Here is a 24530-nt window from a genome sequence, read left to right as displayed (position 1 = left end):
GGCGAATAAACCCACCTTTAAACGCGGTCGCTCATCTTCGAAAGACCTCGATAGGGGTTTATCTCACAGCCCAAAGGCTTTCCACGATGGGAAAGCCCGATTGCAAGAGCTATAGATTTATTTATTTGCGTTTTGTTGAACGCCGGAAGATACTTTCAAACGAAGCGCGTTCAGGCGGATAAATCCGGCTGCATCGCCTTGGTCGTAAGCTTTGGAAGGATCCGCTTCCATCGTAGCGATATCCGGATTGTACAGGGATACAGGGCTTTTCACGCCTGCGCCCATGATGTTGCCTTTGTATAGTTTCAAACGAACGGTACCCGTAACGTTCTTTTGGCTTTCTTCTACAAGCGCTTGGATTGCCAAACGCTCTGGCGCAAACCAGAAACCATTGTAAACCAGCGTCGCGTATTTGGAGATCAGCGAATCACGCAGGTGCATGACATCGCGGTCCATCGTGAGCGACTCCATTTTACGGTGAGCGGTAAACAGGATCGTACCGCCTGGAGTTTCATATACACCGCGGCTCTTCATGCCGACGAAACGGTTTTCGACCATATCTACGCGGCCAATACCGTGCTTGCCGCCGATTTGGTTCAAAGCTTCCATGACTTGCAGCGGCGTCATTTTCGCGCCGTTCAAACCAACGCAGTCGCCTTTTTCGAAATCAAGCTCCAGGTACTCCGCTTGGTCCGGAGCATCCTCAGGGGATACGCTCAGTACGTACATGTCCTTGTTGGAATCCGCAGCCGCATCGAACCACGGATCCTCCAACATGCCGCTCTCGAAGGAGATGTGCAGCAGGTTGCGGTCAGTCGAGTAAGGCTTCGCTGCAGATGCCGTAACCGGAATGCCGTGTTTCTCGGCATAGGCGATCATTTCCGCGCGACCAGGGAACTGCTCGCGGAATTCTTCCAGACGCCAAGGCGCGATCACGGACAGCTCAGGCGCCAGTGCCGCAGCGGTCAGCTCGAAGCGCACTTGGTCGTTACCCTTGCCGGTTGCGCCGTGAGCAATCGCCGTTGCGCCTTCAGCGCGGGCGATCTCGACCATGCGCTTCGCGATCAGCGGGCGGGCGATGCTCGTGCCGAGCAGATATTGCCCTTCATACAGAGCACCCGCTTGGAACATCGGGTAGATAAAGTCCTTCGCGAATTCGTCGCGCAGGTCGTCGATGTAGATTTTGGAGGCGCCGGTTTTCAGCGCTTTTTCCTCCAGGCCGTTCAGCTCATCCGCTTGACCGATATCCGCCGTAAACGCAATAATTTCAGCGTCGTAAGTCTCCTTGAGCCATTTCAAAATAACAGACGTATCCAACCCGCCGGAGTAGGCGAGTACGATTTTCTCCTTAGCCATGTACAATCTCTCCGTTTCTATAATCTATATCATCGTTGCGGCCATAATGGCCTTTTGCGCGTGAAGACGATTTTCCGCTTGATCAAATACAACCGAATGCGCCCCGTCGATAACGCCCTCGCTCACTTCTTCGCCGCGGTGCGCCGGCAGGCAATGCATGAACAGGTAATCCGGCTTCGCATACTTCACAAGCGCTTCGTTCACTTGGAAGTTCTTAAAAGCAATTTCCCGCTCCTTCTGCTCAGCTTCAAAACCCATGCTCGCCCATACATCGGTGTAAACGATATCGGCATTTTCGATCGCTTCGCGCGGATCGTTGGTCACTAAGAGGCTGCCGCCCGTTTGCGCCGCGTTATCCTTGGAAGTCTGAACCACTTGAGCGTCAGGCATGTAGCCACCTGGCGATGCGACGGCGAAGTGCATGCCAAGCTTGCTCGCGCCCACCATCAAGGAGTGCACCATGTTATTGCCGTCCCCGATGTAAGCCACTTTGAGTCCTGTGAGCTTTCCTTTTTTCTCCAAAACCGTCTGATAGTCAGCCATCACTTGGCAAGGGTGCGCATGATCGGTCAAGCCGTTGATCACCGGCACGGTCGCCCCTCTCGCGAGGTCGATCACTTTACGGTGTTCGTAAGTACGAATCATAATGCCGTCGAGATAACGGGATAGTGTCTGGGCTGTATCCCACACCGTTTCGCCGCGTCCAAGCTGAATGTCGTTCTTGCTGAGGAAAAGCGCTTGCCCCCCCAGCTGGTACATCCCGACTTCAAAGGATACACGCGTGCGTGTGGACGACTTTTCGAAAACCATCCCCAGCGTCTTGCCTTCAAGAATGCGGTGCGGCTCTCCCGCTTTTTGCTTGCGTTTAAGCTCGATGCCGTAATGAATCAAATATTCGATTTCTTCCGTTGTATAATCGACCAAAGCAAGAAAATCTTTGCCCTTGAGCTGGGCAGCCAGTTCTTCCTGTACGGTACTGTTCATTTCATCCAACCTCTCTACTGTTAACTCTAACCCGCACTTGCTGCCGAAGCTGCCGCTTTCCGAGCAAGCACTTCGCATACTACGTCCAAACCTTTATCCAAATCTTCCTGCGGGATCGTCAAAGCCGGCACCAAACGAATCACATTCGGTCCAGCCGGAATGACCAGCACGCCTTGTTTATGAATTTCGCTAATCACTTCACCTGCAGGCTGCGTGCATTCGATGCCGATCAGAAGACCAATGCCGCGCACTTTCGCGACAAGCGGATTGCCGGCGAGCTTGCTCTCAAGCTTCTCCACCGTGTATGCGCCCAGCTCAGCTGCGCGCTCAGGCAGTTTGTTCGCGAGCACCGTTTCGATCGCCGCAATGCCTGCAGACGTCGCAATCGGCGTTCCGCCAAACGTGGAGCCGTGACTGCCGGCACTGAAGCCTTCAGCCAGATGCGCTTTGCCCAGCATGGCGCCAATCGGGAACCCTGCGCCAAGGCCTTTGGCCAACGTGAAGATGTCCGGTTCAATGCCGTAGTGCTCATAGGCAAAAAGCTTACCCGTACGGCCAACGCCCGTCTGGATTTCATCTACGATGAGCAGCAGGTTCTCCTGCTTGCACAGGGCTGCGAGATCTTGAACGAACTGAGGGTCAGCGGGCAGAACGCCGCCCTCCCCTTGCACCATTTCGAGCATAATCGCACATGTTTTATCGTTCACAAGGCTGCGAACAGCCTCAATATCATTGTAAGGCGCATACTTAAAGCCCTCCGGAAGCGGATGGAAGCCTTCCTTCACTTTATCCTGCCCTGTGGCTGTCAATGTAGCCAACGTCCGTCCGTGGAATGACATGTTGAACGTGATAATCTCGTATCGACCGCTCTGCAGCACTTTTTGCGAATAGCGTCGCGCCAGCTTGATAGCTGCCTCGTTCGCCTCCGCTCCAGTCGAGCAAAAAAACACCGCATCCGCACAGCTATTATCTGTAAGCAGCTTAGCCAGCTTCTCCTGATTCGGAATGTGGAACAAATTACTCACATGCCACAGCTGATCGAGCTGCGCTACCAACTTCTCCTTCACCGCCTGGGGCGCGTGTCCAAGATTCGTCACCGCAATCCCGCTCATCAAGTCGATATATTCCTTACCTGTGTCATCCCATAGGCGGCTGCCCTCACCCTTCACCAGCGTGATTGGAAATCTCGCATAAGTTGGAAAGAGTGAGCTTTTTCCCGTTTCCGTCATATACATTCCCTCCTTTATTGTAAAAACTTCTTCGTCCTATGTGTTCACCGTGTCGGTTCAGAGAACTCTAACGCGGAAAAACCGTGTTAAAGTATTCGTTTCACGAATCTCAGCCTGATTAACGCTGAATTTCATCGCTATTGGCCAAATTCTTGGGCGAAACTACCTCTATTGCACGCCATAAGCACGAAAAATCGTCTTAAATCCACAAACTCTCGCCTGTCTCTAAGCGTAACGCTGAAAAACAGCTTTAAAAACGTAGAACGGCAAGCTTTAATCGTTATCTTACAATACGCGTGCCTATGCCTTCGCCTTTCAGCACTTTACTGAGCACATTCGGCTCCGAGCCATTCACAATGACCACTTCCTGCACTTTACCCTGTATGCATGCAATCGCTGCGCGAACCTTCGGAATCATGCCTCCGTAGATCTCACCGCTCGCGATCATCTCCTCAATCTGTGCCACGCTGACCACAGGAAGCACCTGCTTCTCTCCGTTCATGATGCCGGGAACGTCCGTCACCACTATCATCTGCTCTACGCCGAGATGGGAGGCGACCGCTCCTGCAGCCGTGTCCGCATTGATGTTGTAGCGCTGTCCGCCATCGGAGCCAAGGCCTACCGGTGCAATGACCGGAATATAGCCCATGTTTACGATGCCTTGAACCAGCTCCGCATTCACCTTGGTCACGTCGCCGACAAGCCCGACTTCGTGTGCGTTGCTCACTGGCTGAGCCTCAATCAGATGTCCGTCAACGCCGGACAATCCGAGTGCCGCTGCACCAGTCAACTGAATGCGCCGTACGATCTCTTTGTTGATCTGACCGGATAAGACCATCTCCACAACGTCCAGCACAGCTTCGTTCGTTTTTCGCAGACCGTTCACGAACTCCGTCTCGATGCCCAGCTTCGTCAGCGTATCGGAGATCGCCGGTCCGCCGCCGTGAACGATAACCGTTACGATGCCCTCATCCTGGAGCCGCTTCATATCTTCAAAAAAGCTTGCCGGCAAAGCCGCCAGCGTGCTTCCGCCGCATTTCATCACAAAGCAATTGTTCTTCACAGCTTACGTTTCCCCTTTGCCCAAATAAATCCGGATAAGATCAGCTTAAGTCCTGTACGCAGCATTGATCCGCACGTAATCATAAGTCAAATCGCAGCCCCAACCCGTTGCCTGGCCGTTGCCCATATTTAAATTCACATGAATTTGAATGGTATCGGTTTTCAAGTAGGCCAGCGCCGCTTCCTCATCGAACTTCACCGGACGCGACTGCGTGAGAACCGCAATATCGCCCAGGCGGATATCGACCGTGTCCACATTCACCGGCTGTCCCGAGTAACCGACAGCCGCAATGATGCGGCCCCAGTTGGCGTCTGCGCCGTAAACGGCCGACTTCACGAGGCTCGAACCGATGATCGACTTGACGATCTTGCGAGCCGCATCGACGCTCTCCGCGCCGACAACCGTCGTCTCGATCAGCTTCGTCGCGCCCTCGCCGTCGCGAGCGATCGCCTTCGCAAGGTACTCGCCGACGTACTGCACGCCTGCGGCGAACGATTCCCAGTCCGGGTGATCCGGCGTTAAAGCGTCGTTCTCCGCGAGACCGCTCGCCATCACCACAACCATGTCGTTGGTGCTGGTGTCGCCGTCAACCGTGATCATGTTGAACGTATTATCTGTAATCCTGCTCAGCAGCTGCTGCAGGTATTTGCTTTCAATATTGGCATCGGTCGTCATGAAACCGAGCATCGTCGCCATATTCGGGTGAATCATTCCCGAACCTTTAGCCGCTCCGGCAATGTGAACTTCCTTGCCGCCTACGACAAGACGGACGCACGTCATCTTCTTCACGAGATCCGTTGTCAGGATCGCCTGGCAGAAGTCGTCGCCGCCATCTGCCTTCACGCGCTGCGGCAGTTGCTCGATGCCGCTCAAAACCTTGCCCATCGGCAGCAGCTCGCCGATGACACCCGTGCTCGTCACGCCGACGTGATGCTCCGCCACGCCTAGCGCCTTCGCAGCTGCGGCGCGCATCGCGCGCGCGTCGTCCTCGCCCTGTTGGCCGGTGCACGCATTGGCGTTGCCGCTGTTGACGATCATCGCCTGCAGCTTGCCGTCTTGGGCGATGCTCTCCTGCGTCACGCGCAGCGGTGCCGCCTGGAACGCGTTCAGCGTGTACACGCCGGCCGCTGCCGCTGGCACTTCACACACGATAGCGCCAAGATCGTGGCGCTCTGTTTTTTTCAAGCCGCAGTGCAGTCCGCCTGCGCGGAAGCCTTTTGGCGTCGTAACTGTGCCCTCCGGTACGACCGTGAATTTCCCTTGACCTGACACTGACATGTTCGCCCTCCGCTTAAGGATAAACTGGCGCGAACAACAGCCCTGTCGTCTCGTCCCAGCCCATCATGATATTCAAATTCTGAATTGCTTGCCCGGCAGCGCCTTTCACCACGTTATCGATGACTGACACGATCGTCACACGACCTGTCCGCTCATCAACCACGAAGCCAATGTCGCAGTAGTTCGAGCCGGATACTTCTTTGGTAGCAGGCGGCTTACCGCTGCTGTTCCGTATCCGTACAAATTTACGGCCTTCATAATAATCACGATACAGCTTCTCAAAATCTTCTGCTGTATGCTCGCCATTCACGGTCGCATACATCGTTGACATAATGCCCCGCGTCATTGGAACCAAATGCGTCGTAAATGTCGTCACAACCGGCTTACCCGCCACACGGCTCAGCGCTTGCTCGATTTCCGGAATATGTTGATGTTTATTCACTTTATAAGCTGTTAAATTTTCATTCACTTCGGAGTAATGAACACCGAGGTTCACGCCGCGTCCCGCTCCGGAAACACCGGATTTCGCATCTATGATAATTGTTGAGGGATCGATCCAACCTGCTTTTACCGCCGGAATGAGACCAAGCAGCGTAGCTGTCGGATAGCAGCCCGGATTCGCGATGAGATCTGCCCCTTTCACTTCATCCCCGAATACTTCGGAAAGACCATATACCGCGCGTTCGAGCGCTGCTTCCGGAGCCGCCGTGCGTTTGTACCATTTTTCGTAGTCGGCACGCGATTTTAACCGTAAATCTCCAGAAATGTCGACCACCTTGAGGCCTGCTTCAAGCAGCTTCGGCGATAGCTCCGCGCTAACACCTGCCGGCGTCGCCAGGAATACGACATCCGCTTTACCGGCAATCAACTCCACGTTCAATTCATCAAGAATATCAACAACGATTTCCTGCAAATGCGGAAAATGATCCGCTAACGGTGCTCCCGCATTGGAAGTCGAAATCACGGAAGTAATCTGAACCAATGGATGTGCCTGTAAAAGACGAATCAATTCCGCACCACCGTAGCCGGTAGCTCCGATAATAGCCGCTCTAACCGCGTTACTCATTAGAAATTCCCCCAAACGTCCCCAAAATATATGTATTATTATACAGTCGTATACATAATAATTCAATGAATTTTTTCATGCCGGTTTGTGTCTCTATGAGGCTCTAATATAAGCATCTTAGCGACTTTTTTGCACGTATAACAGATTTTCCTATAACCCTATACCGATCCCTTAAAACCCTGCATTTTATTCATATATACAGTCCTCCGGCGGCTTCTATCCCTCCTATGCTTTTCAATAGTCATATTATCCCAAATCTTATACCATACAAGCAACTTCTACGCCGGATCAATTTGCGGGCAGAAAAATAGACGTACTTGCGTACGTCCTTTCGCTGCGTATCTAAATGGAAACGCCTCCTTTTAAGCGTGCCTCTTAAACCCTTCGCCCAACACTTCATTCGTTTCGCTCAAAATAACGAAAGCCTTTGGGTCCACCGCACGAACCAGCGTCTTCAGGCGCGTTACTTCATTCTGCTTGACGACAACCATCATGACCGTTCGCGCCTCTCCCGTGTAACCCCCATGGCCGTTCAGCTCGGTCAGCCCCCGGTCCAAGTCGTTTAAAATCGCCTTGCGGATCTCATCCGTTTTCTCCGAAACGATAAATGCCACTTTGGCATAGTTGAATCCGAGCTGTACAACATCAATGGTCTTCGTGGTAACAAAAAGTCCGATCAGCGCATAAAGCGCATTCTCCGGTGTGAACACAAGGGCAGAGCTCAAGATGACTAAGCCATCGAATATGGCAACGCAGAAGCCTAGGCTCATCCCTGAGAATTTGTGCAAAATTTGCGCAGCCAGCCCGAGCCCACCCGTCGATCCTCGTCCCCGAAACACGATGCCAAGACCTAGACCAACCCCTATGCCTCCATAAACTGCGGCAAGTAAAAGATTATGTGTAGGCGTCCCAATATGGGTCGTCACAAATACGCAAAGCGGGAAAACAACAGAACCTACCGCCGCCTTCAGCCCAAACTGCCCGCCCAGCAGCCATAGCGCCAGCAGGAAAATGGGAATATTCAGCCCCCATTGGATAATCGCTGGATTCAATCCGGTGAGATGCTGCACAATCGTAGAAACACCCGCTACCCCACCGGATGCAATTTGATTCGGATTCAAAAAAGCATTGAAGCTGGCCGCCATAATCAGCGAGCCGACAACCAGCAAAACATACTCAATAACCGTATGTAAAGGACTTCCTATAGGTAAACGCGGTTCTTTTCTGGGCACCGAAGGCCCTCCTCTCACAAAAAAACCTACACCATTAGGTGTAGGATGATCGTCTGACAAAGCTTGTATGCGTATGACTGCTCGTAGGTATCCAAGACTGCACATGACTGCATCAAATGTCTTTGATTGCAGTTAATGTGCAGCCAGCCATGCGGAATACCTTATTGCGCTTCCGGTTTGCGAATCTGATGACGGAGATATGCGTCGATGAACGTATCCAGATCTCCATCCATCACAGCTCCTACGTTACCAGTCTCGGCCGAAGTTCGGTGGTCCTTGACCATGCTATAGGGATGAAACACATAAGAACGGATTTGGCTGCCCCATGCGATGTCCGATTGCTCGCCGCGAATCTCGGCAAGCTGTTTCTCCTGCTCTTCGATCTTCTTCTCGTAAAGCTTGGATCGCAGCATCTTCATCGCTTTCTCACGGTTCTTGATCTGCGAGCGCTCTTGCTGACAGCTGACCACGACGCCAGTTGGCACGTGCGTGATCCGCACAGCCGAGTCCGTCGTATTGATATGCTGACCGCCGGCGCCGCTGGCGCGATACGTATCGATCTTGAGATCCTCCGTGCGGATCTCGATCTCCGTATCGTCTTCGATCTCCGGCATGACGTCACACGACACGAAGGACGTGTGTCGTCGGCCGGAAGCGTCGAACGGCGAGATCCGGACGAGCCGGTGCACGCCTTTCTCCGCCTTCAAATAGCCGTAGGCGTTGAAGCCCTTGATCATAAGCGTGACGCTCTTGACGCCGGCCTCATCGCCGGGCAGATAGTCGAGAACCTCGACTTTGAAGTCACGCTTCTCGGCCCAACGGCGGTACATGCGCAGCAGCATCTCCGCCCAGTCTTGCGACTCGGTGCCCCCGGCGCCCGGGTGCAGCTCGAGAATCGCGTTCAGCCGGTCGTACGGCTGACTGAGCAGCAGCTGAAGCTCGAACGCTTCGAGCTTCTTCACGAGAGCCGCGATGCCGCCGGCAATCTCTGCGGCCAGGCTGGCGTCGCTTTCCTCTTCCTCGAGTTCGACCAGGACCATCAGGTCGTCGTACTCGCTCGAGAAAGCTTGGAACTGATCCACAACGCCTTTGATGGCGTTGAGCTCGGCAATGGTCTTCTGGGCCTTCTCGTTATCGTCCCAGAAGTCCGGCGCCGCCATCTTTTCCTCAAAATCCCCGATCGCTTCCAGCTTATGATCTAAGTCAAAGAGACCCCCGTAATTCGGTTAGTCGCTTTGCTGTCTCTCTCAGGTCTTGCTTTACTTCTGGTTCTAGCATGTCTGACACCTCTTTTATTCGGGTTGTGCCTCGGCTCTATCCAAGTAAGTCGGCCGGCAGATTAGCTGCCTTGCCCGTGGCACTGTTTGAACTTTTTGCCGCTGCCGCATGGGCACGGATCATTTCGTCCGATGCGCTCTTCGTCACGCACGACGGGCTTTTTGCCGCCAGCTTCGTTCTTCGGATCGATCGCTTGGCCTTCCGCCACCGCTTGACGCTCCAGGTTGCTTTGTACGTGTGCTTTCATGATGTACATCGCGACCTCTTCACGGATGCTGTCGATCATCTCTTGGAACATCTCGAAGCCTTCGAATTGATACTCACGGAGCGGATCGGTACCGCCGTATGCACGAAGGTGGATACCCTGGCGAAGCTGATCCATCGCATCGATGTGATCCATCCATTTGCTGTCTACCGCGCGCAATGCAACGACCTTCTCGAACTCGCGCATGAATTCGGCGCCGATTTCTTCCTCGCGCTCATCGTAACGCTTGCTGACAAGCGCTTTGATTTGCTCAATAATTTCTTCCTGCTCTTTGCCCCATAGGTCTTGATCGGTGATATGAGCTTCTTCATTCAACAAGTTATTGTTAACGAAGTTTGCGACCTCATGCAGCTCCCATTCTTCCGGAATTTGCTCTTCCGAACAATGGGCTTTCACAATGCGCTCGATCACGGAGTTGATCATACCCTCGATTACCTCGCGGATGTTCTCGGATTCGAGCAGCTCGCGGCGCTGCTTATAAATAATTTCACGTTGTTGGTTCATCACATCGTCATACTGGAGAACGACTTTACGCACATCGAAGTTGTTGCCTTCTACGCGTTTTTGAGCCGATTCTACAGCACGCGAGATCAATTTGCTCTCAATCGGCTGATCTTCTTCCATACCCAGACGGTCCATCATCGCCATAATGTTCTCCGCGCCGAAACGCTTCATCAGCTCATCTTCCAGCGACAGATAGAACTGGGAGGAACCCGGGTCGCCTTGACGGCCCGCACGACCGCGCAGCTGATTGTCGATCCGTCTGCTCTCGTGACGTTCTGTTCCTATAATATGCAGTCCGCCCGCTTCATGTACGCCATCGCCAAGCATAATGTCCGTACCGCGTCCGGCCATGTTCGTAGCAATCGTCACCGCGCCGGGCTGACCCGCACGGGATACGATTTCCGCTTCTTCGGCATGATACTTCGCGTTCAGTACTTTATGCTGTACGCCTTTGCGTTTCAGCATCTCGGAAAGACGCTCGGAGTTCTCGATGGATACCGTACCTACGAGAACCGGTTGGTTCTTTTTGTGGCGCTCCACGATTTCTTCCACTACCGCCTTGAACTTGCCGTTTTCCGACTTATACACAACATCCGGCAAATCTTTACGAATCATCGGACGGTTCGTCGGAACGACGATAACTTCGAGGCCGTAGATTTTTTTCAACTCTTCCTCTTCCGTCTTCGCTGTACCTGTCATACCCGCAAGCTTACGGTACATCCGGAAGTAGTTCTGGAACGTGATTGTCGCAAGCGTCATGCTTTCATTCTGCACTTGCAGCTGTTCCTTCGCCTCAATGGCTTGGTGCAGCCCATCGCTATATCGACGGCCCGTCATAATACGGCCTGTAAATTCGTCAACGATCATCACTTCGTCTTCTTGCACGACGTAATCCACATCGCGTTTCATGATGAAACGTGCTTTAAGCGCTTGTGTTACGTGGTGGTTGATAGTCACATTTTGATGATCAAATAAGTTCTCAATGCCAAAAGCCCGCTCCGCCTTCGCTACGCCTTCCTCAGTCAGCGCTACAGAACGCACTTTAATATCAATCGTGTAATCCTCTTCTTCTTTGAGCTTGGACACGAAACGGTCGGCCGCGTAGTACAAATCCGTCGACTTGGCGGCTTGTCCTGAAATGATCAGCGGCGTTCTCGCCTCATCGACAAGGATAGAGTCAACCTCGTCAATTACCGCATAGTATAGCGGACGTTGAACCATTTGCTCTTTGTACAGTACCATGTTATCGCGCAGGTAGTCGAATCCGTATTCGTTATTTGTTCCATAGGTAATATCACAAGCGTAAGCCGCTTGCTTTTCTTCATGAGACAAGTCGTGCAGATTGACCCCAACCGTCAGACCGAGGAATTGGTAAATCTGGCCCATCTCCCCGCTATCGCGCTGCGCCAAGTAATCATTGACCGTTACCACATGTACGCCTTTGCCGAGCAAAGCGTTCAAATAAACAGGAAGCGTTCCTACGAGCGTCTTCCCTTCCCCTGTTCTCATTTCCGCGATACGGCCTTCGTGCAGCACCATACCCCCAATAAGCTGAACGTCATAGTGACGTTTGCCGAGAACGCGCTTTGCAGCTTCCCTCACGACAGCGAAAGCCTCTGGCAGCAAATCATCAAGATCCTCGCCTTGCTCCAGGCGGTTTCTGAATTCTACCGTCTTGCCTTTCAGCTCTTCATCCGACAGCGGCTGAATGCTGGCTTCCAGCTCATTGATCAGATCAACAGCCTTCAGCATCCGTTTAATTTCCCGATCATTGGAATCACCAAAAATTTTCTTCACAAGTCCTAGCATCGGTGAACCCCTTTCCCTTGCATTCGTATCCTTAAATTGTAACAGTTTGGCGGTCTTGCCGCAACAAACGCTCATTTCCTATGGCTCTCATTTCCACCTACTACACCGTATATACGTATAATTTGCGCCATTGTTGCAAAAAAATAACATGGTTGCTCATTTTATAGTATGAAATCGAACGCCGGATTGCATGCATGAAATCCCCTCAAAGTGAGTACTTGCATGAAAGCCACAAAAGGAAAAAGCTTGACCCGACCAAGTCGAACCAAGCTTTTACTTTATTATCGTTATTGGCCTCTTGCAGCACAATTACATCGCTGGCTCAATCAGGCCATACTTACCATCGTTACGTTTATACACAACGTTGACTTGATCCGTATCCATGTTGGAAAATACGAAGAAATTATGGCCAACCATGTTCATTTGAAGAATGGCCTCTTCCACATCCATCGGCTTCAAAGTGAAGCGTTTGTTGCGAACCAGTTCAAAATCTTCCTCTTCCTCCAAGTACATCGTCGGTGAAGTTTCAATTTTAAATAAATCGCGCTTGCCGCCTTCTTGGCGAATTTTACGGTTAGCTTTCGTTTTGTGCTTGCGAATCTGACGTTCTAACTTGTCCACAACCAAATCAATGGACGCGTACATGTCATTATTACGTTCTTCAGCCCTCAGCAACACGCCTGCAAGTGGAATTCCCACTTCAATTGCTTGCATACCTTTGATGACGCTTAATGTTACATGTACATCTGATGTAAGGGGCGCTTCAAAATACCTCTCTAGTCTTGTCAACTTCTTCTCGACATAGTCCCTGAGTGCTTCAGTTACTTCAAGGTGTTCTCCGCGAATGCTAATATCCATGTTCAACATCTCCCTTCCTCACTTACACTATACTACATTCCACCCCATCTTCAAAATTCCTTTATATTTCAATCTTTCGATTTATATGCAAAAAAACACCCCGGAAATACCTCCAGGGTGCTGCTGATTCAAACATGTATTCAAGCGGCTCTCTCAGCCGGATGATTATAATTTGCTAACGTTAGCTGCTTGTGGTCCGCGTGCGCCTTCCACGATGTCAAACGATACAGATTGACCTTCCTCTAAAGTTTTGAACCCTTCGGATTGGATCGCTGAGAAATGTACGAATACATCCCCACCGTCTTCGCGCTCGATGAAACCATAACCTTTTTCTGCGTTAAACCATTTCACTTTACCTTGCATGCCGTACACATTCCCTTCATTTTCAAATAATGTAAGCCCTTACTTTTCGACTATAACACCCGTCAGCTTGGCATGTCAATTTATTCCTTAGCATAAAGTTAAATTATTTGAAAATTCCGGTATATACATCCCGTGGATAAGTGAAAAATTTGTAGAACCTTGTCGTATTGGGCATCTTTACAACTTATTCACAAAGTTATTCACAGGTTTGTACACATTATCCACAGGTGGGTGTTGGGGATGTTCACAAGGCTTATGCTCTACAAGTATTAGCATTGTTTACCGATATTATTAACTAGGAATAACAGACTATGTTGATATTTTCCGGAATAGGGGGTGAACAAAAATGAGAATCAATCACAATCTCTCCGCTTTATCGTCTTGGCGAATGAATAAGCAAAATAACAATGATATGCAAAGCAACCTAGAAAAGCTCTCGTCCGGCCAAAGAATAAATAAAGCAGGGGATGATGCAGCTGGCCTTAGTATTTCCGAAAAGATGCGAGGCCAAATTCGTGGTTTAGGTCAAGCCTCCCGAAACATTCAAGATGGCATCTCCTTGATTCAAACTGCAGAAGGCGGACTGAACGAGATTCACTCCCTTTTGCAAAGAGGACGGGAACTTGCTGTACAAGCCGCAAACGATACGTATACCACTGCAGACAAGACGAATCTCCAAGCCGAAGTTAGCCAAATTGTCAAAGAAGTGGATCGCATAGCCAGCACAACAGATTTTAATACGATTAATCTATTAAATACGCAAAGTGCCCTTGCGGGAAGCAATACAGTTGTCACTAACTTAAAAGGCTCATGGTTAAAGCAAAGCGTGGATCGTATTCAAACCTACTATGGGATATCGCCAGATAATACGAATTTGCAAATTAATGTCGTGCAAGGCGCTCCCGGAGGAGTATTAGCTTACGTAAGCTCTATGGTTAACGGCCTTCCAGGAGTCGGAACCAACGTTTCGTTGAACATTGAGTTAGCCGACTATGATGCAACAACGAACACGATCGGCGGTTTATCCGCTGACCGTACGATTGCTCATGAAATGACTCATGCCGTTATGGCCCGTACCATGAACTGGAGTGAAGGCGTTAACGGCACCGAAACAAGCGGCATCTCTACTTGGTTCAAAGAAGGAACAGCCGAATTCATTCACGGTGCGGATGAACGCGCATTAGGCGATCTTACCGTACTCGGAGGCAATACTGCGGCTAATCGGCAGACGATCGTTAACGACCTGGGCAGTGCCGGGGCAGCATGGGTAAGCGATAGCGCGCATTATTCTTCCGCTTACACCGCTATTCGTTACATGCACGCTAGCATTAAAGCCGCTGGTGGAGCCGGGATCAAAGATGTCATCGATTATTTATCCGACAGCGTCGCTGACCCGGGCCATACTCGTACTTTGGATCAAGCCATATCTTTTATTCAAGCATCGCATGCTGCTGACCCTACGGTAGGTATTTGGAACGGAGTAGCTGGATTTAAAGCAGATTTTGCTGCCAATGGTGCTGCTTTCATGGCTACTATGAATTTAGCTGATATGGATACCGGGGCAATTGGAGGAGCAAACGCCGATGGCGGAGCTGTGTTAACCGATACAACTGTCATTAACGACACAGTAAATTCCGGGGACCCAACTCCCTTTAACGAAATTTATCCAAGCACATCTTCTACCCCACTGAAAATGCAAGTGGGTGCGAACGATAGTCAAACCTTAGACGTAGGATTAACTAAAGTAGATAGCTCCTCTCTGGGGATTTCAAATGTAAGTTTAGTAATAGACACTTCTGGCGCAATCGACTCTTTCGAAAACGCCATTAGCTCTGTATCCGCAGAACGCGCTAGATTCGGAGCCCTACAGAATCGACTAGAGCATACATTAGCTGTCACGGAGAATTATAATGATAACTTATCATCCAGTGAGTCCAGAATTCGTGATACGGATATGGCTAGTCAGATGATGCAATTCTCGAAAGCCAGCATTTTGAGTCAAGCATCTATGGCCATGCTCGCACAAGCTAATCAAGCTCCTCAAGCCATTTTACAATTAATTCGATAAATGAAAAGCCGTTTCCATGCAGGCAGATGGGCTGTGAAACCATTCTACCTATGGATGCGGTTTTTTTTATCTGAATCGTTGACCTCACATTCCGCCCCTCAAAGCTAGGCTACAGAGTGAATTTTCATTGAAAATGAAGGGGCAAAACAGCCTAAGCGATGGCCAAATTAGCACCATTGCTAAGAGGCAATGAAGTTATCCGAGATACAGCGATTCATCGAAACCGAGACAAGTCAGCACACGCTTCTGTTCTTTGGTCAAAGTGTTGCCGAATTGTCGGATTCGCGTTCCACCCAGCAATCGGAAGGCGACTACTTTCAGGTACTTGAAGATTTGAAAAATAGCCGCTGCCGTAGGTCTTCGTAAGATACGCCCACCTGCTTCCATGCATCGGTTTTTGCTCCGTAATGTGCTGACGGATGCGCCGTTGGAATACCCGGTAGATCATCAAGGCGAACAAGAACAAATACCCGAACACTTTGACACGCTCCGGCCCCTCAAGTAGATTTCATCCGTGTAGACGGGAACCTTCAGAAATGAGAATTCATCTCCACATGAATCTGGCCTTTGTAAAGACCGAGTACAGCGGTGCCATCCATCGTTTCGCCTCGCCACTGTAGCGGTAACGTCGTGGCCAACACGAATCGAGACGCTCGTCGACGCGCTTCCTAAAAACGCGCTTCGTCCGGGGTCACCACGATCTGCAGCACATAGACCGCTTCCGTCTGCGGCGTTGTATTTTATCAAGCCAAATTACCCCAAAAAATCATGTTAGGTCACCCATAAAAATCGTCTGTAGCTGGAAATGACGACAAAGTTGACATGGAGCTTTTACGGGCATGATTCACTGCGAAAGCGCGAAGCCACGGGCTTCGCAGAGGCTTGTTTAGCCTATCATGCCGCCTCTCCATGTCTACTTTGCTGGAAATTCTCGGCGGCAGAGCATGACGATTTTTGGGGGTAATTTTAAATGATTAAACACAGCCTGTATGGCGAGACCATGAAACTGAAGTTTTTACTCGTTCAATTAGACGTCTGCTGCCTTCTTGGCATCGGCCTCGCAATGGAAGGGTGAGCGCGCCAAGTCCTTCGCGGCTTGCTCCAAGTGAAGGCGTTCGGCTTCCCGCTGCTTGTTTAGAGTATGTTCTTTCTTCTTGTCCAAGGCGCTGGATTCCACGACGACCAAGCGGAGCAAATGTCCTTTATGCTCGGCCTCCGACGCCAGCCAGCGATAAGTGGCGCCTCCCTTGGATGACACAAACGTGACCTTTTCCGTCCACGGCGCATCTGGTGCATCGGCGGCTTCCAGCGCAGTCTTAACGATTTTCAAATGGTTCGGTGCAGGGGTCAGCAAATAGGCGTGGAATGCCTTCGCCACGTCCAATGTGGCTTTGCTCATCCCAGCTCGGCTTCATACAACCAGTCAAGATGACGTCCGAGCGCATCGTCATTGAACCAAGAGGCTTACAAGCCAGGATAGAAGAGCCCCTCTAAATCTTGCGCTTGTGCCCACTTCTCCAGATGTACCAAGGCTTGTCTTCCGCTGAGCATGTCGAGCAGCAACAACTTGACCGCTTCGCCTGCTGTGGTTCGGCACTGCGGATCGACAGGCACAAGCTGATCGATTTTCTTGCTAAGGCCAAGCTCCGTTCATGATTCCGCTTAGCAGATGGAGATATCCGGCTTCATATACACATTCAATTCGAATCACTTTATTCCCGCACCTCACTATTCTTACTCTATGGACTCTAGCATACACCATAATTCGCCATTTTCAGAGTAGCAGGGGTGCGGAATGTGAGACCTAAAAGTTAACCTCATTATATCTAAATCATCAAAGAACTCATTCTAAAAGCAATTGACCCAAAACCATGATAATCCATTAAATGCAAAAAGGACCTGTATTCTACAAATGTAGAAAAACAGGACCTATTTCAGAACTTTCTAAATTGTAAGGGAGATGTTGTTCTATTTTCTATATAATTTGCTTTAATCTTTTTATCTGGTTGTTATATTTCTATTTGGTATTTGTGCTTGTTTAGAAGCTAGTATCCATGTTTCTTTTAATTCTATTAAATAGGATAGAACCTCATTCACAAGCTCCTCACTCTTCTTAACGTTCGCTTGAATAAGTAAGTGATTGAAGTAATCATAAAGCTTGTATAGATTCTCTGAGATTGGGAACTCCATATTTAAGGTACAAGTTAATTCACGAACTATATCCTGCGCCTTAAGCAAATGGTTATTTGCAGCTGGATAATTTTCTTTTTTCAGTTCGTTTACAGCCAACTTACAAAATCGTATCGCCCCATCATATAGCATCAATAGCAATTGTGCAGGTGAAGCTTGCTGAACCGTATTATGTAAATATCGTTCTTGTTGCATATTCATCGACATTTGTTTGTCCACCCCTTAGCGCTTTTCGTCTACCAATATGCCGGCCATTTCCCACAGTCGCGCTACCATATCTAACGTTTTTTCTGGCGGAATTTCTCGAATCACTTCACCGGTATCCTTATCCAATACTTTGATCGAAATCTGCTTCGTTTTCTCATGTACCGAAAACTCGAATGACGTATATCTGCCGTCCAATGCTTTATTCGCTTTTTCAATGGCTTTTATTACGACTTCGTCACCAGCGCTAACCTTATCGCCACGCATTTCCGCTTGCTTTAATTCAACGGAAGTTTGAATCCCTTTAATAGGCTGCTGAGAGTTAGCATGATCATTACTACTTGAAAAACCAGAGGTTAAGCTCTCTCCTATAATAGTTGTGGTTCCATGGTCAACAGAATTAGTCACTTGTGCAGAACCAGTAACAATAGGGATACTTGGTACATACGTAGAACTATTGACCGAAAAATCATTTGCCATCCTGATCTCCTCCTTTTTGCTGCTCCGATTAATCTATATAAGAACTATATCGACAAATGCTGGAAAACTTTAAAGAGAAAATCGACTAAATCACAAATTTTTTCGTAAAAATTTAAATTAACTCAACCCCGCTTGGAATATTCAGTATCCTACGTTCTAAATCACGTGATCCTGATAAGTCCATGCTAGGACAATCAACATACATTGGTAATTCGTGGAGAAGTCTCCAGACAGGTCTAGTCATAATACCTTCTTCATTAGTTTGTTTTAACAAAGACTCAAGTTCAGATGCATAATCAGTATCTAAAATCAGAGTATTTAACCAATAGTTGCTTCTGCTGCCTGTAGATTCCCTAAAAAATCGAATACCAGAGACTTGTTGAAACATCTCTGAGTAAAGATGGGCCAACCTTCTTTTCCTTTCGATAAAAAAGGGTAGCTGCTCTAGTTGAGCACATCCCAGTGCAGCATTAATGTTAGGCATCCGATAATTGAAACCTGTCCTATCATGTATAAAATGCCACGAATGAGGTACTTTGGCAGTTGTCGTTAGATGCTTTGCCTGCTTCGCTAGGGACTCATCATTGGTAATTATAGCCCCTCCACCGCCAGTAGTCATGATCTTATTCCCATTAAAACTTATAGCCCCCGCTTTTCCAAAAGTACCCGTATGTTGTCCTTTATATAATGAACCTAATGATTCGGCAGCATCTTCAACTAAAGTTAATGAGAACTTCTCACAGATCAGCAAAATCCCTTCCAGATCAGCAGGATGACCAAAAGTATGCATTGGTACTAATGCAGCGATTCTTCTACCTGTAAATCGATTGTAACAATTTCCGTCTTTTATATACGCTATTTCAAGCAAATAATCATTTAGTTTATCAACATTGATACCTAATGTATTCTCAGTACTATCAACAAAATGGGGGACAGCCTGACAATAGGTAATTGCATTCGCAGTTGCAACAAAAGTTAGAGAAGGCATAAGTACTTCATCTCCAGGAAGCACACCCGAAAGTAATAAAGATATATGAAGGGCTGCTGTACCATTGACGACAGCTACCGCATACTTGGCGCCTGTAAAGCTTGCCAATTCTTTCTCAAAGCGATCAACAAATGGGCCGACAGAAGAAACCCAACCCGTGTCTAAACATTCTTTTAAATAATTCCATTCATTTCCTGAAAAATGAGGTGCATGAAGGGGTGTTAACTTACTGTTCTCCGATGAAAGAGCTTTACGTAAAGTAGCAATTACTGTATCGACAAATTCGTTCTTTGATTTCATATATTATATATCCCTGTTTTGTAACGCTGTAGATTTTGGGGCTCCATAAAAAATGCAATGGTTTCCTTGAGCCCACGTTCAAAACCGTCTAAGCCTCCATAGACAGGCTCCCAACCCAGCATTTGTTTAGCTTTTGAATTATCTGCCCACAACCTTTCGACCTCGCTTTTATCCGGTCTTAATCGCAGGTCGTCGGTGACCACTGTGACATCTTTCCCCATCAAACGAGCAATCGTATGAGCTGTGTCCCCTATGGACACTTCGTAATTGCTGCCAATGTTAATAATTTCTCCCACGGATCGTTCCGATTCTGCCATCGAAACAAATCCCCGAACCGTATCCTGCACAAAATTAAAATCACGTGTTGGGTGCAAGGACCCAAGTTGGATTTGGTCTTGCCCTGCCGCAACCTGCGTAATAATGGTCGGTATCACAGCACGTGCAGATTGCCTAGGTCCATAAGTATTAAAAGGGCGGACAGTGGCCACCGGGGTTGAAAAAGAATGATAGAACGACATCGCGATGTGATCCGCTCCTATTTTCGATGCAGAATAAGGCGATTGCCCTTGCAGTGGATGTGCCTCGTCAATGGGAACATACTTGGCAGTTCCGTATACTTCGCTTGTTGAAGTATTCACTAATTTTTCTACACCCATATCTCTAGCAGCTTGGACGACGTTCAAAGTCCCTGTTACATTAGTTTCCACATAAGTAGCAGGAGAAGTATAAGAAAATGGAATAGCAATAAGAGCGGCCAAATGGAAAACCACTTCCTGACCTTCCATAGCACGACGTACACCATACGCATCTCGAATGTCACCTGAAACGACGCGAAGCTGGTGTTTAATCTCTTCTTTCGAGTCGTCAAGCCATCCCCAAGAATTAAATGAGTTGTACATGACGAAAGCTGTAACATCACAACCAAAACGTACCAGATATTCAGTTAAATGCGATCCAATAAAGCCGTCTGCGCCGGTTACGAGCACTTTTTTACCGCGTAGATTCATTTATTGATTTCACCCCTTTTGAGTAACAACCACTCAGCATATTCAAAATCAGCAATTGTATCCATATCGATAGATCGGTCTCTAGGCATTAAATAACTTCGCATTTGTGGACCTATAAAACTACCATACTCCATTAACCACCTTGTATTGGCAGTATATACTGCTCCGTTAAGGACATAACTTTGGGGTAAGTCCTGACGACGTTCGGCAGTAATGCCCGAAAACAAAGGATTCATTTTCCCCTGATCATCAAGAGTATACATCCAATATGGGCTTTTATCCGGCTCAGTTACGCTCACACAACTGACTTCTCGATTTAGTACACATGCTTCCAGACATCCATCAATATCTTCCGTTGTTCGAAGCGGCGAAGTAGGTTGCAACAAAACCGTCCAATCATAACCTGGAACTTGTTCAATCGCATGAAGAACCGGATCAATACCAGGCGTTTTATCCTGCGCCAAGGCAGCTGGCCGAACAAACGGAACATCGCATCGGTATTCTTTCGCTACCTTAATAATAGTGCTATCGTCTGATGTGAGGATTAGCCGATCAATATATTTTGACTGCTTTGCTGCCTCAATGGTCCAAGCAATCAATGGCTTCCCCCCAAGAGGCCGAATGTTTTTAAAAGGCACTCCCTTGGAACCGCCTCTCGCGGGAATGATGGCCAGAACTTTATGCCCTAGAATCATCCGAAAACCTCCATAAACTCAACATTTGCACGATTGTAGTCATCCATTCTTCCGATATCTAACCAATACTCGCGAATTGGAAAAACTACAGATTCTTCATTAGAATGAACTAATTGTTCATACAAAGTAGGCATATCGTAAAAAGTTTCCTTCGGTATCCTTTTCAATACTTCGGGATTTAAAACGTAAATTCCCGCATTCACATAATATCGTTGTATAGGTTTCTCTACAATAGATTTAATCCGGTGTTCGTTAATGTTAATTACACCGTATGGAACTTGAAACTCATAGTCTCGTACGCACATAGTGGCCTTTGCCTCACGTTCGATATGGAATTCAAGTAATTGTTTGAAGTTGACCTTAGTAAGCAGGTCTCCATTCATGATAATTATTGGTTTCGTTGGTGCTTCTGGCAAAAGGGTGAGGGCCCCCGCGGTTCCCATTCTTTGTTCCTCATGAATGTATCGAATGTTAACCCCGAATTGACTTCCGTCTCCGAAGTACTTCTCAATCATTTCAGCACGATAATTAACTGAAATAAAAATGTTACGAAAGCCGTTCTTCTCCAGATTTGAAATAATTGTTTCAAGAAGCGGTCTTCCACCAATATTTAAGAGAGGCTTTGGGCAATCATCTGTTAATGGCCGAAGCCTTGTTCCTAATCCACCGGCCATTAACACTACTGGGTTCTCCATCTCTTCAACATTAATGTATTCATCGAGTGTTTCTACTCGAACTACACAACCATTCTTATTCAGAATAGGAATGTGACGTAATTTTTTTGTACGCATAAGAGCAAAGATTCGTTCATGATTATCGTTGATTGAACCCACAATTGGTGAAGAATTCATGACATCACGGACACAAGCATCCATTGATATTCCCTTTAGAATACCACGACGAAAATCCCCATCAGATATTGTCCCAAGTAATCGCTTCATAGGATCAACTACAAGCAGTAGCTGCATGGCCGATTGGTCAAGAATCTTTAGTGCAGAAAAGATTGAAATGTCAGGTAATATCAGAATCTTTTCCCATTGAGCCATATCCTACACCTCCGACTGTTTATCCTAGTTGATTTAATAAAACTTCATAGGTTTTTTTCAGTTCATTAGCGTATTTTTTCGAGTAATTCATTAGTTCAATCAAATCATTACTTATTTTAGTGAATTGTTCTCCAGTCTCAATAACTTCAACACGATTAATTCTCGAAACAGTGGTGAATAAACCGTACTGTATCATATTTAATAAACTTTGATCTTTAAGCAAAATATTAAGATACTCGGCATATATGCTGCGGAACGATTCTGCAACCATAGCCCTATTTTTACTCCATAGGTTGGAAATTTGATATCCTTGAAGTGTATCAATCATTTTATCAAATTCCTCGATCATATTATCTATGATTTCATCCATTATCTTTGTTTGTTCATATAAGGTTTTTCCCGTATTTTGTTTTAGTTCAGAATCACACTTATAATTTCGAATAGAGTCAAGAAGGAATGTATCAATTTCGTTTATACAATAGCGTTCCGCAGCCTCCTTAAGAGAAATATGCTCCGCTCCCTTGATGTAGGCGCCACCTTCTGTTGAGTTAATGCATTTCACATCTACTTCCAATATTTTTTGTTCGAACCATTCCCTAAAAATACTCCAAAGATTGTTTGTTCGAACTTGTTCACCATAATAACCATCCACCATATAGGTTAATTCATTTGGAACCATTGTCGACTGATTCGTAGACAAAAAGGCTTCATTTTCATCGTAAGTACCCTTAGCATGTGTATGACCATCTTCCCCAAAAGCTAAATCTTGTCCAATCAAAATGATAGGATCGCACCCCAAGGCATGTGCTAGCGCGAAATTTAAATGTGCAACACTCTTACCAGCTTCAATCTGAGCTAAATATGGTATCGACATCTTTAAAAAACTCTCAAATGATAACCCTTTTCTTGCAACCACCATTTTAGGTCCTGGATACTCCTCAAATATTTTCGGGTAAAGGAGAGATAATCCAATAAAAATGATCGATGGATCAAACTGTTTATCCTTATAAAAATAGTTATAAACTTCAATTCCTCTTTCAAGACTAGACACAAAATGGGGAATGATACCTTCTTTCTGCAATTTCTCTACTATTGTATCGCATGCAAATATCAGCGCTTTGTCTTTCAATTCTTTTAAAAGGTTCATATTCTTAGCCAAAGACGGCCCAGCTGCTACACAAATGGCAGGAACACCTTTAAATTTACCAAGTAGCTCTTCAAAGGGATACGTGGAAAGAGTCTCATGAATATTGACTGCATTTTGAATGTTTCCAATAATGGTATCTTCAGGTGAATTCCCCATTTTCCCTTGAAACGATAATCTAGCATTAACAAAACTTGTTCTTAATAAAGCTAAATAATTAAGATCTCTTTGATTTATCAAGTCATTCTCTATAAATAGAATTCGGTTAGTAACAAAAAAATAGTTGCTAAGAATAAATTTCGTTATGGATGCTTCAAGTCGATCATTTTCTGAGGAAATAATAGCCAATCGGCCGTATGATAACACCTTGCTTAGATCCTTCAGATGAAACGCAGCTTTCAAGAGAGGTAAATTCGATTCCAAGACAATAATCAACGCTTGATCGGATACAAAGTTAAGCAGTTCCTCCGGCACATAACCCAACCCAAAACCAAGAATGACGATTGATTTGCTCCTTTTTATTTCGTCCAAATCAATCGCATTTTGAATAGAGTTTATCGCTTCCGATTTGTGGGATTCTTCACTTTCGTCAATAAACGATTTATACCAATCAAACTCTTCGTGTTGTTCTATTTGTTCCAATTGATGGTACAGATAAGCGTAACGGCTTTGTTCCTTAAGAATTTGGATATTATGCTCATACCACGACATTACCCGATACGCCCTTTCATTTCATTGTATTTGTCCCAATAGGTTATCTCGATAATATCGAGGTATCGTTTGTATTGATAAGAGATAAAATCAATTAAGGTAAGCCAGTCATCTTTTTCAAGTGCTTCCTTTATCCCATCAAACAGGGGGTCTTTGAGAGAGATGGAATTCGGAATACCCAATTGCAACCCCGCGTACTCGATCCAGACGACACCTTCAAAAAGATTATCTAGTTCGATTTTTGCAGCTTCGAATTTCTGTTCAAAATAATATTGTTCTATGATATCTCGATTTTTTCGGGCACGGTTAATATAAATTAAAATCTCTTCGATCATTTCTATAGTATTTTCTTTTATAGATTCCGTCATATCATATCCTCCTTGGCTTTGTAATAATAATATCGACATTTACA

The 24530-nt window shown here is 47.2% G+C and carries 22 protein-coding genes and 1 pseudogene; 1 reads left to right on the top strand and 22 read right to left on the bottom strand.

The annotated features are described in order from the left end of the window. Positions 1-117: 117 nt before the first annotated feature. From ACFQZT_RS19575 to ACFQZT_RS19525, 11 genes are all read right to left on the bottom strand, one after another. Positions 118-1356 (bottom strand): argininosuccinate synthase, encoded by a 1239-nt coding sequence (locus tag ACFQZT_RS19575; protein WP_379302526.1) that lies wholly within the window; start codon positions 1354-1356, stop codon positions 118-120. A 24-nt stretch (positions 1357-1380) separates the two neighbouring features. Continuing rightward, on the bottom strand, positions 1381-2340 hold the full coding sequence (gene argF / locus ACFQZT_RS19570; protein ID WP_379302525.1) for an ornithine carbamoyltransferase: 960 nt from the start codon (positions 2338-2340) through the stop codon (positions 1381-1383). A gap of 26 nt (positions 2341-2366) precedes the next feature. Beyond that, positions 2367-3569 (bottom strand): acetylornithine transaminase, encoded by a 1203-nt coding sequence (locus ACFQZT_RS19565; RefSeq protein WP_379302524.1) that lies wholly within the window; start codon positions 3567-3569, stop codon positions 2367-2369. 280 nt (positions 3570-3849) lie between these two features. Next, positions 3850-4611, bottom strand: coding sequence for an acetylglutamate kinase (argB, locus tag ACFQZT_RS19560; protein WP_379302566.1), 762 nt, complete (start codon positions 4609-4611; stop codon positions 3850-3852). Between the two features lie 66 nt (positions 4612-4677). Next, positions 4678-5910: a bifunctional glutamate N-acetyltransferase/amino-acid acetyltransferase ArgJ gene (gene argJ / locus ACFQZT_RS19555; RefSeq protein ID WP_379302523.1), complete on the bottom strand. Its 1233-nt coding sequence runs from the start codon at positions 5908-5910 to the stop codon at positions 4678-4680. Between the two features lie 13 nt (positions 5911-5923). Beyond that, positions 5924-6976: an N-acetyl-gamma-glutamyl-phosphate reductase gene (argC, locus tag ACFQZT_RS19550; protein WP_379302522.1), complete on the bottom strand. Its 1053-nt coding sequence runs from the start codon at positions 6974-6976 to the stop codon at positions 5924-5926. Between the two features lie 362 nt (positions 6977-7338). Continuing rightward, a complete protein-coding gene (locus tag ACFQZT_RS19545; RefSeq protein WP_379302521.1) occupies positions 7339-8208 on the bottom strand; it encodes a YitT family protein in 870 nt (289 codons plus the stop codon). Between the two features lie 161 nt (positions 8209-8369). Continuing rightward, positions 8370-9486 (bottom strand): peptide chain release factor 2 gene (gene prfB / locus ACFQZT_RS19540; RefSeq protein WP_379302520.1). Its coding sequence is split into 2 segments (ribosomal slippage): positions 8370-9413 and positions 9415-9486, totalling 1116 coding nucleotides; the frame shifts between segments, so codons are not numbered across the junction. 61 nt (positions 9487-9547) lie between these two features. Continuing rightward, positions 9548-12064: a preprotein translocase subunit SecA gene (gene secA, locus ACFQZT_RS19535; protein ID WP_379302519.1), complete on the bottom strand. Its 2517-nt coding sequence runs from the start codon at positions 12062-12064 to the stop codon at positions 9548-9550. 309 nt (positions 12065-12373) lie between these two features. After that, positions 12374-12922, bottom strand: coding sequence for a ribosome hibernation-promoting factor, HPF/YfiA family (gene hpf, locus ACFQZT_RS19530; protein ID WP_379302518.1), 549 nt, complete (start codon positions 12920-12922; stop codon positions 12374-12376). A gap of 165 nt (positions 12923-13087) precedes the next feature. Continuing rightward, on the bottom strand, positions 13088-13285 hold the full coding sequence (locus ACFQZT_RS19525) for a cold shock domain-containing protein (RefSeq protein ID WP_188177938.1): 198 nt from the start codon (positions 13283-13285) through the stop codon (positions 13088-13090). 346 nt (positions 13286-13631) lie between these two features. Here ACFQZT_RS19525 and ACFQZT_RS19520 point away from each other — a divergent pair, with 346 nt between their 5' ends. Next, a complete protein-coding gene (locus tag ACFQZT_RS19520) occupies positions 13632-15353 on the top strand; it encodes a flagellinolysin (RefSeq protein WP_379302517.1) in 1722 nt (573 codons plus the stop codon). Between the two features lie 195 nt (positions 15354-15548). Here ACFQZT_RS19520 and ACFQZT_RS34015 read toward each other — a convergent pair. The 11 genes and pseudogenes from ACFQZT_RS34015 to ACFQZT_RS19465 form a co-directional block, all read right to left on the bottom strand. Continuing rightward, positions 15549-16087, bottom strand: a pseudogene (locus ACFQZT_RS34015) (IS1634 family transposase); the annotation flags it as partial. A gap of 293 nt (positions 16088-16380) precedes the next feature. Next, the gene (locus ACFQZT_RS19510) at positions 16381-16707 is read right to left on the bottom strand and encodes a hypothetical protein (RefSeq protein ID WP_379302515.1); all 327 of its coding nucleotides are present in this window, start codon (positions 16705-16707) and stop codon (positions 16381-16383) included. Between the two features lie 110 nt (positions 16708-16817). Continuing rightward, positions 16818-16967 carry a DUF4277 domain-containing protein gene (locus ACFQZT_RS19505; RefSeq protein ID WP_460872140.1) on the bottom strand — a complete coding sequence of 50 codons (150 nt, stop codon included), beginning with the start codon at positions 16965-16967 and terminating at the stop codon, positions 16818-16820. Positions 16968-17351: 384 nt separating this feature from the next. Next, a complete protein-coding gene (gene fliS, locus ACFQZT_RS19500) occupies positions 17352-17750 on the bottom strand; it encodes a flagellar export chaperone FliS (RefSeq protein WP_379302514.1) in 399 nt (132 codons plus the stop codon). 15 nt (positions 17751-17765) lie between these two features. After that, a complete protein-coding gene (locus ACFQZT_RS19495; protein WP_379302513.1) occupies positions 17766-18227 on the bottom strand; it encodes a flagellar protein FlaG in 462 nt (153 codons plus the stop codon). A gap of 112 nt (positions 18228-18339) precedes the next feature. Further along, on the bottom strand, positions 18340-19515 hold the full coding sequence (locus tag ACFQZT_RS19490) for a LegC family aminotransferase (RefSeq protein WP_379302512.1): 1176 nt from the start codon (positions 19513-19515) through the stop codon (positions 18340-18342). Continuing rightward, on the bottom strand, positions 19512-20522 hold the full coding sequence (locus ACFQZT_RS19485; protein ID WP_379302511.1) for an NAD-dependent 4,6-dehydratase LegB: 1011 nt from the start codon (positions 20520-20522) through the stop codon (positions 19512-19514). The genes ACFQZT_RS19490 and ACFQZT_RS19485 overlap by 4 nt, the downstream gene beginning before the upstream one ends. Then, positions 20519-21217 carry an acylneuraminate cytidylyltransferase family protein gene (locus ACFQZT_RS19480; RefSeq protein ID WP_379302510.1) on the bottom strand — a complete coding sequence of 233 codons (699 nt, stop codon included), beginning with the start codon at positions 21215-21217 and terminating at the stop codon, positions 20519-20521. Before ACFQZT_RS19480 ends, ACFQZT_RS19485 begins: the two co-directional genes overlap by 4 nt. Next, positions 21214-22263, bottom strand: coding sequence for a nucleotidyltransferase family protein (locus tag ACFQZT_RS19475; RefSeq protein WP_379302509.1), 1050 nt, complete (start codon positions 22261-22263; stop codon positions 21214-21216). Before ACFQZT_RS19475 ends, ACFQZT_RS19480 begins: the two co-directional genes overlap by 4 nt. A 19-nt stretch (positions 22264-22282) precedes the next feature. Further along, positions 22283-24118, bottom strand: a complete 1836-nt coding sequence (locus ACFQZT_RS19470) for a motility associated factor glycosyltransferase family protein (RefSeq protein WP_379302508.1) — start codon at positions 24116-24118, stop codon at positions 22283-22285. After that, positions 24118-24486 (bottom strand): hypothetical protein, encoded by a 369-nt coding sequence (locus ACFQZT_RS19465; RefSeq protein WP_379302507.1) that lies wholly within the window; start codon positions 24484-24486, stop codon positions 24118-24120. Before ACFQZT_RS19465 ends, ACFQZT_RS19470 begins: the two co-directional genes overlap by 1 nt. Between the last annotated feature and the right edge of the window lie 44 nt (positions 24487-24530).

Source organism: Paenibacillus sp. GCM10027628 (assembly GCF_042676385.1).
GTDB lineage: Bacteria > Bacillota > Bacilli > Paenibacillales > NBRC-103111 > Paenibacillus_E.
This window is presented reverse-complemented; position numbering and strand designations above follow the sequence as displayed.

What these genes read in the sequence shown, in the direction of transcription:
- ACFQZT_RS19575 (WP_379302526.1), bottom strand. Translation starts at nt 1,356, where the DNA reads ATGGCTAAGGAGAAAATCGTACTCGCCTACTCCGGCGGGTTGGATACG.
- argF (WP_379302525.1), bottom strand. Translation starts at nt 2,340, where the DNA reads ATGAACAGTACCGTACAGGAAGAACTGGCTGCCCAGCTCAAGGGCAAA.
- ACFQZT_RS19565 (WP_379302524.1), bottom strand. Translation starts at nt 3,569, where the DNA reads ATGACGGAAACGGGAAAAAGCTCACTCTTTCCAACTTATGCGAGATTT.
- argB (WP_379302566.1), bottom strand. Translation starts at nt 4,611, where the DNA reads ATGAAATGCGGCGGAAGCACGCTGGCGGCTTTGCCGGCAAGCTTTTTT.
- argJ (WP_379302523.1), bottom strand. Translation starts at nt 5,910, where the DNA reads ATGTCAGTGTCAGGTCAAGGGAAATTCACGGTCGTACCGGAGGGCACA.
- argC (WP_379302522.1), bottom strand. Translation starts at nt 6,976, where the DNA reads ATGAGTAACGCGGTTAGAGCGGCTATTATCGGAGCTACCGGCTACGGT.
- secA (WP_379302519.1), bottom strand. Translation starts at nt 12,064, where the DNA reads ATGCTAGGACTTGTGAAGAAAATTTTTGGTGATTCCAATGATCGGGAA.
- hpf (WP_379302518.1), bottom strand. Translation starts at nt 12,922, where the DNA reads ATGGATATTAGCATTCGCGGAGAACACCTTGAAGTAACTGAAGCACTC.
- ACFQZT_RS19525 (WP_188177938.1), bottom strand. Translation starts at nt 13,285, where the DNA reads ATGCAAGGTAAAGTGAAATGGTTTAACGCAGAAAAAGGTTATGGTTTC.
- ACFQZT_RS19520 (WP_379302517.1), top strand. Translation starts at nt 13,632, where the DNA reads ATGAGAATCAATCACAATCTCTCCGCTTTATCGTCTTGGCGAATGAAT.
- fliS (WP_379302514.1), bottom strand. Translation starts at nt 17,750, where the DNA reads ATGTCGATGAATATGCAACAAGAACGATATTTACATAATACGGTTCAG.
- ACFQZT_RS19495 (WP_379302513.1), bottom strand. Translation starts at nt 18,227, where the DNA reads ATGGCAAATGATTTTTCGGTCAATAGTTCTACGTATGTACCAAGTATC.
- ACFQZT_RS19490 (WP_379302512.1), bottom strand. Translation starts at nt 19,515, where the DNA reads ATGAAATCAAAGAACGAATTTGTCGATACAGTAATTGCTACTTTACGT.
- ACFQZT_RS19485 (WP_379302511.1), bottom strand. Translation starts at nt 20,522, where the DNA reads ATGAATCTACGCGGTAAAAAAGTGCTCGTAACCGGCGCAGACGGCTTT.
- ACFQZT_RS19480 (WP_379302510.1), bottom strand. Translation starts at nt 21,217, where the DNA reads ATGATTCTAGGGCATAAAGTTCTGGCCATCATTCCCGCGAGAGGCGGT.
- ACFQZT_RS19475 (WP_379302509.1), bottom strand. Translation starts at nt 22,263, where the DNA reads ATGGCTCAATGGGAAAAGATTCTGATATTACCTGACATTTCAATCTTT.
- ACFQZT_RS19470 (WP_379302508.1), bottom strand. Translation starts at nt 24,118, where the DNA reads ATGTCGTGGTATGAGCATAATATCCAAATTCTTAAGGAACAAAGCCGT.
- ACFQZT_RS19465 (WP_379302507.1), bottom strand. Translation starts at nt 24,486, where the DNA reads ATGACGGAATCTATAAAAGAAAATACTATAGAAATGATCGAAGAGATT.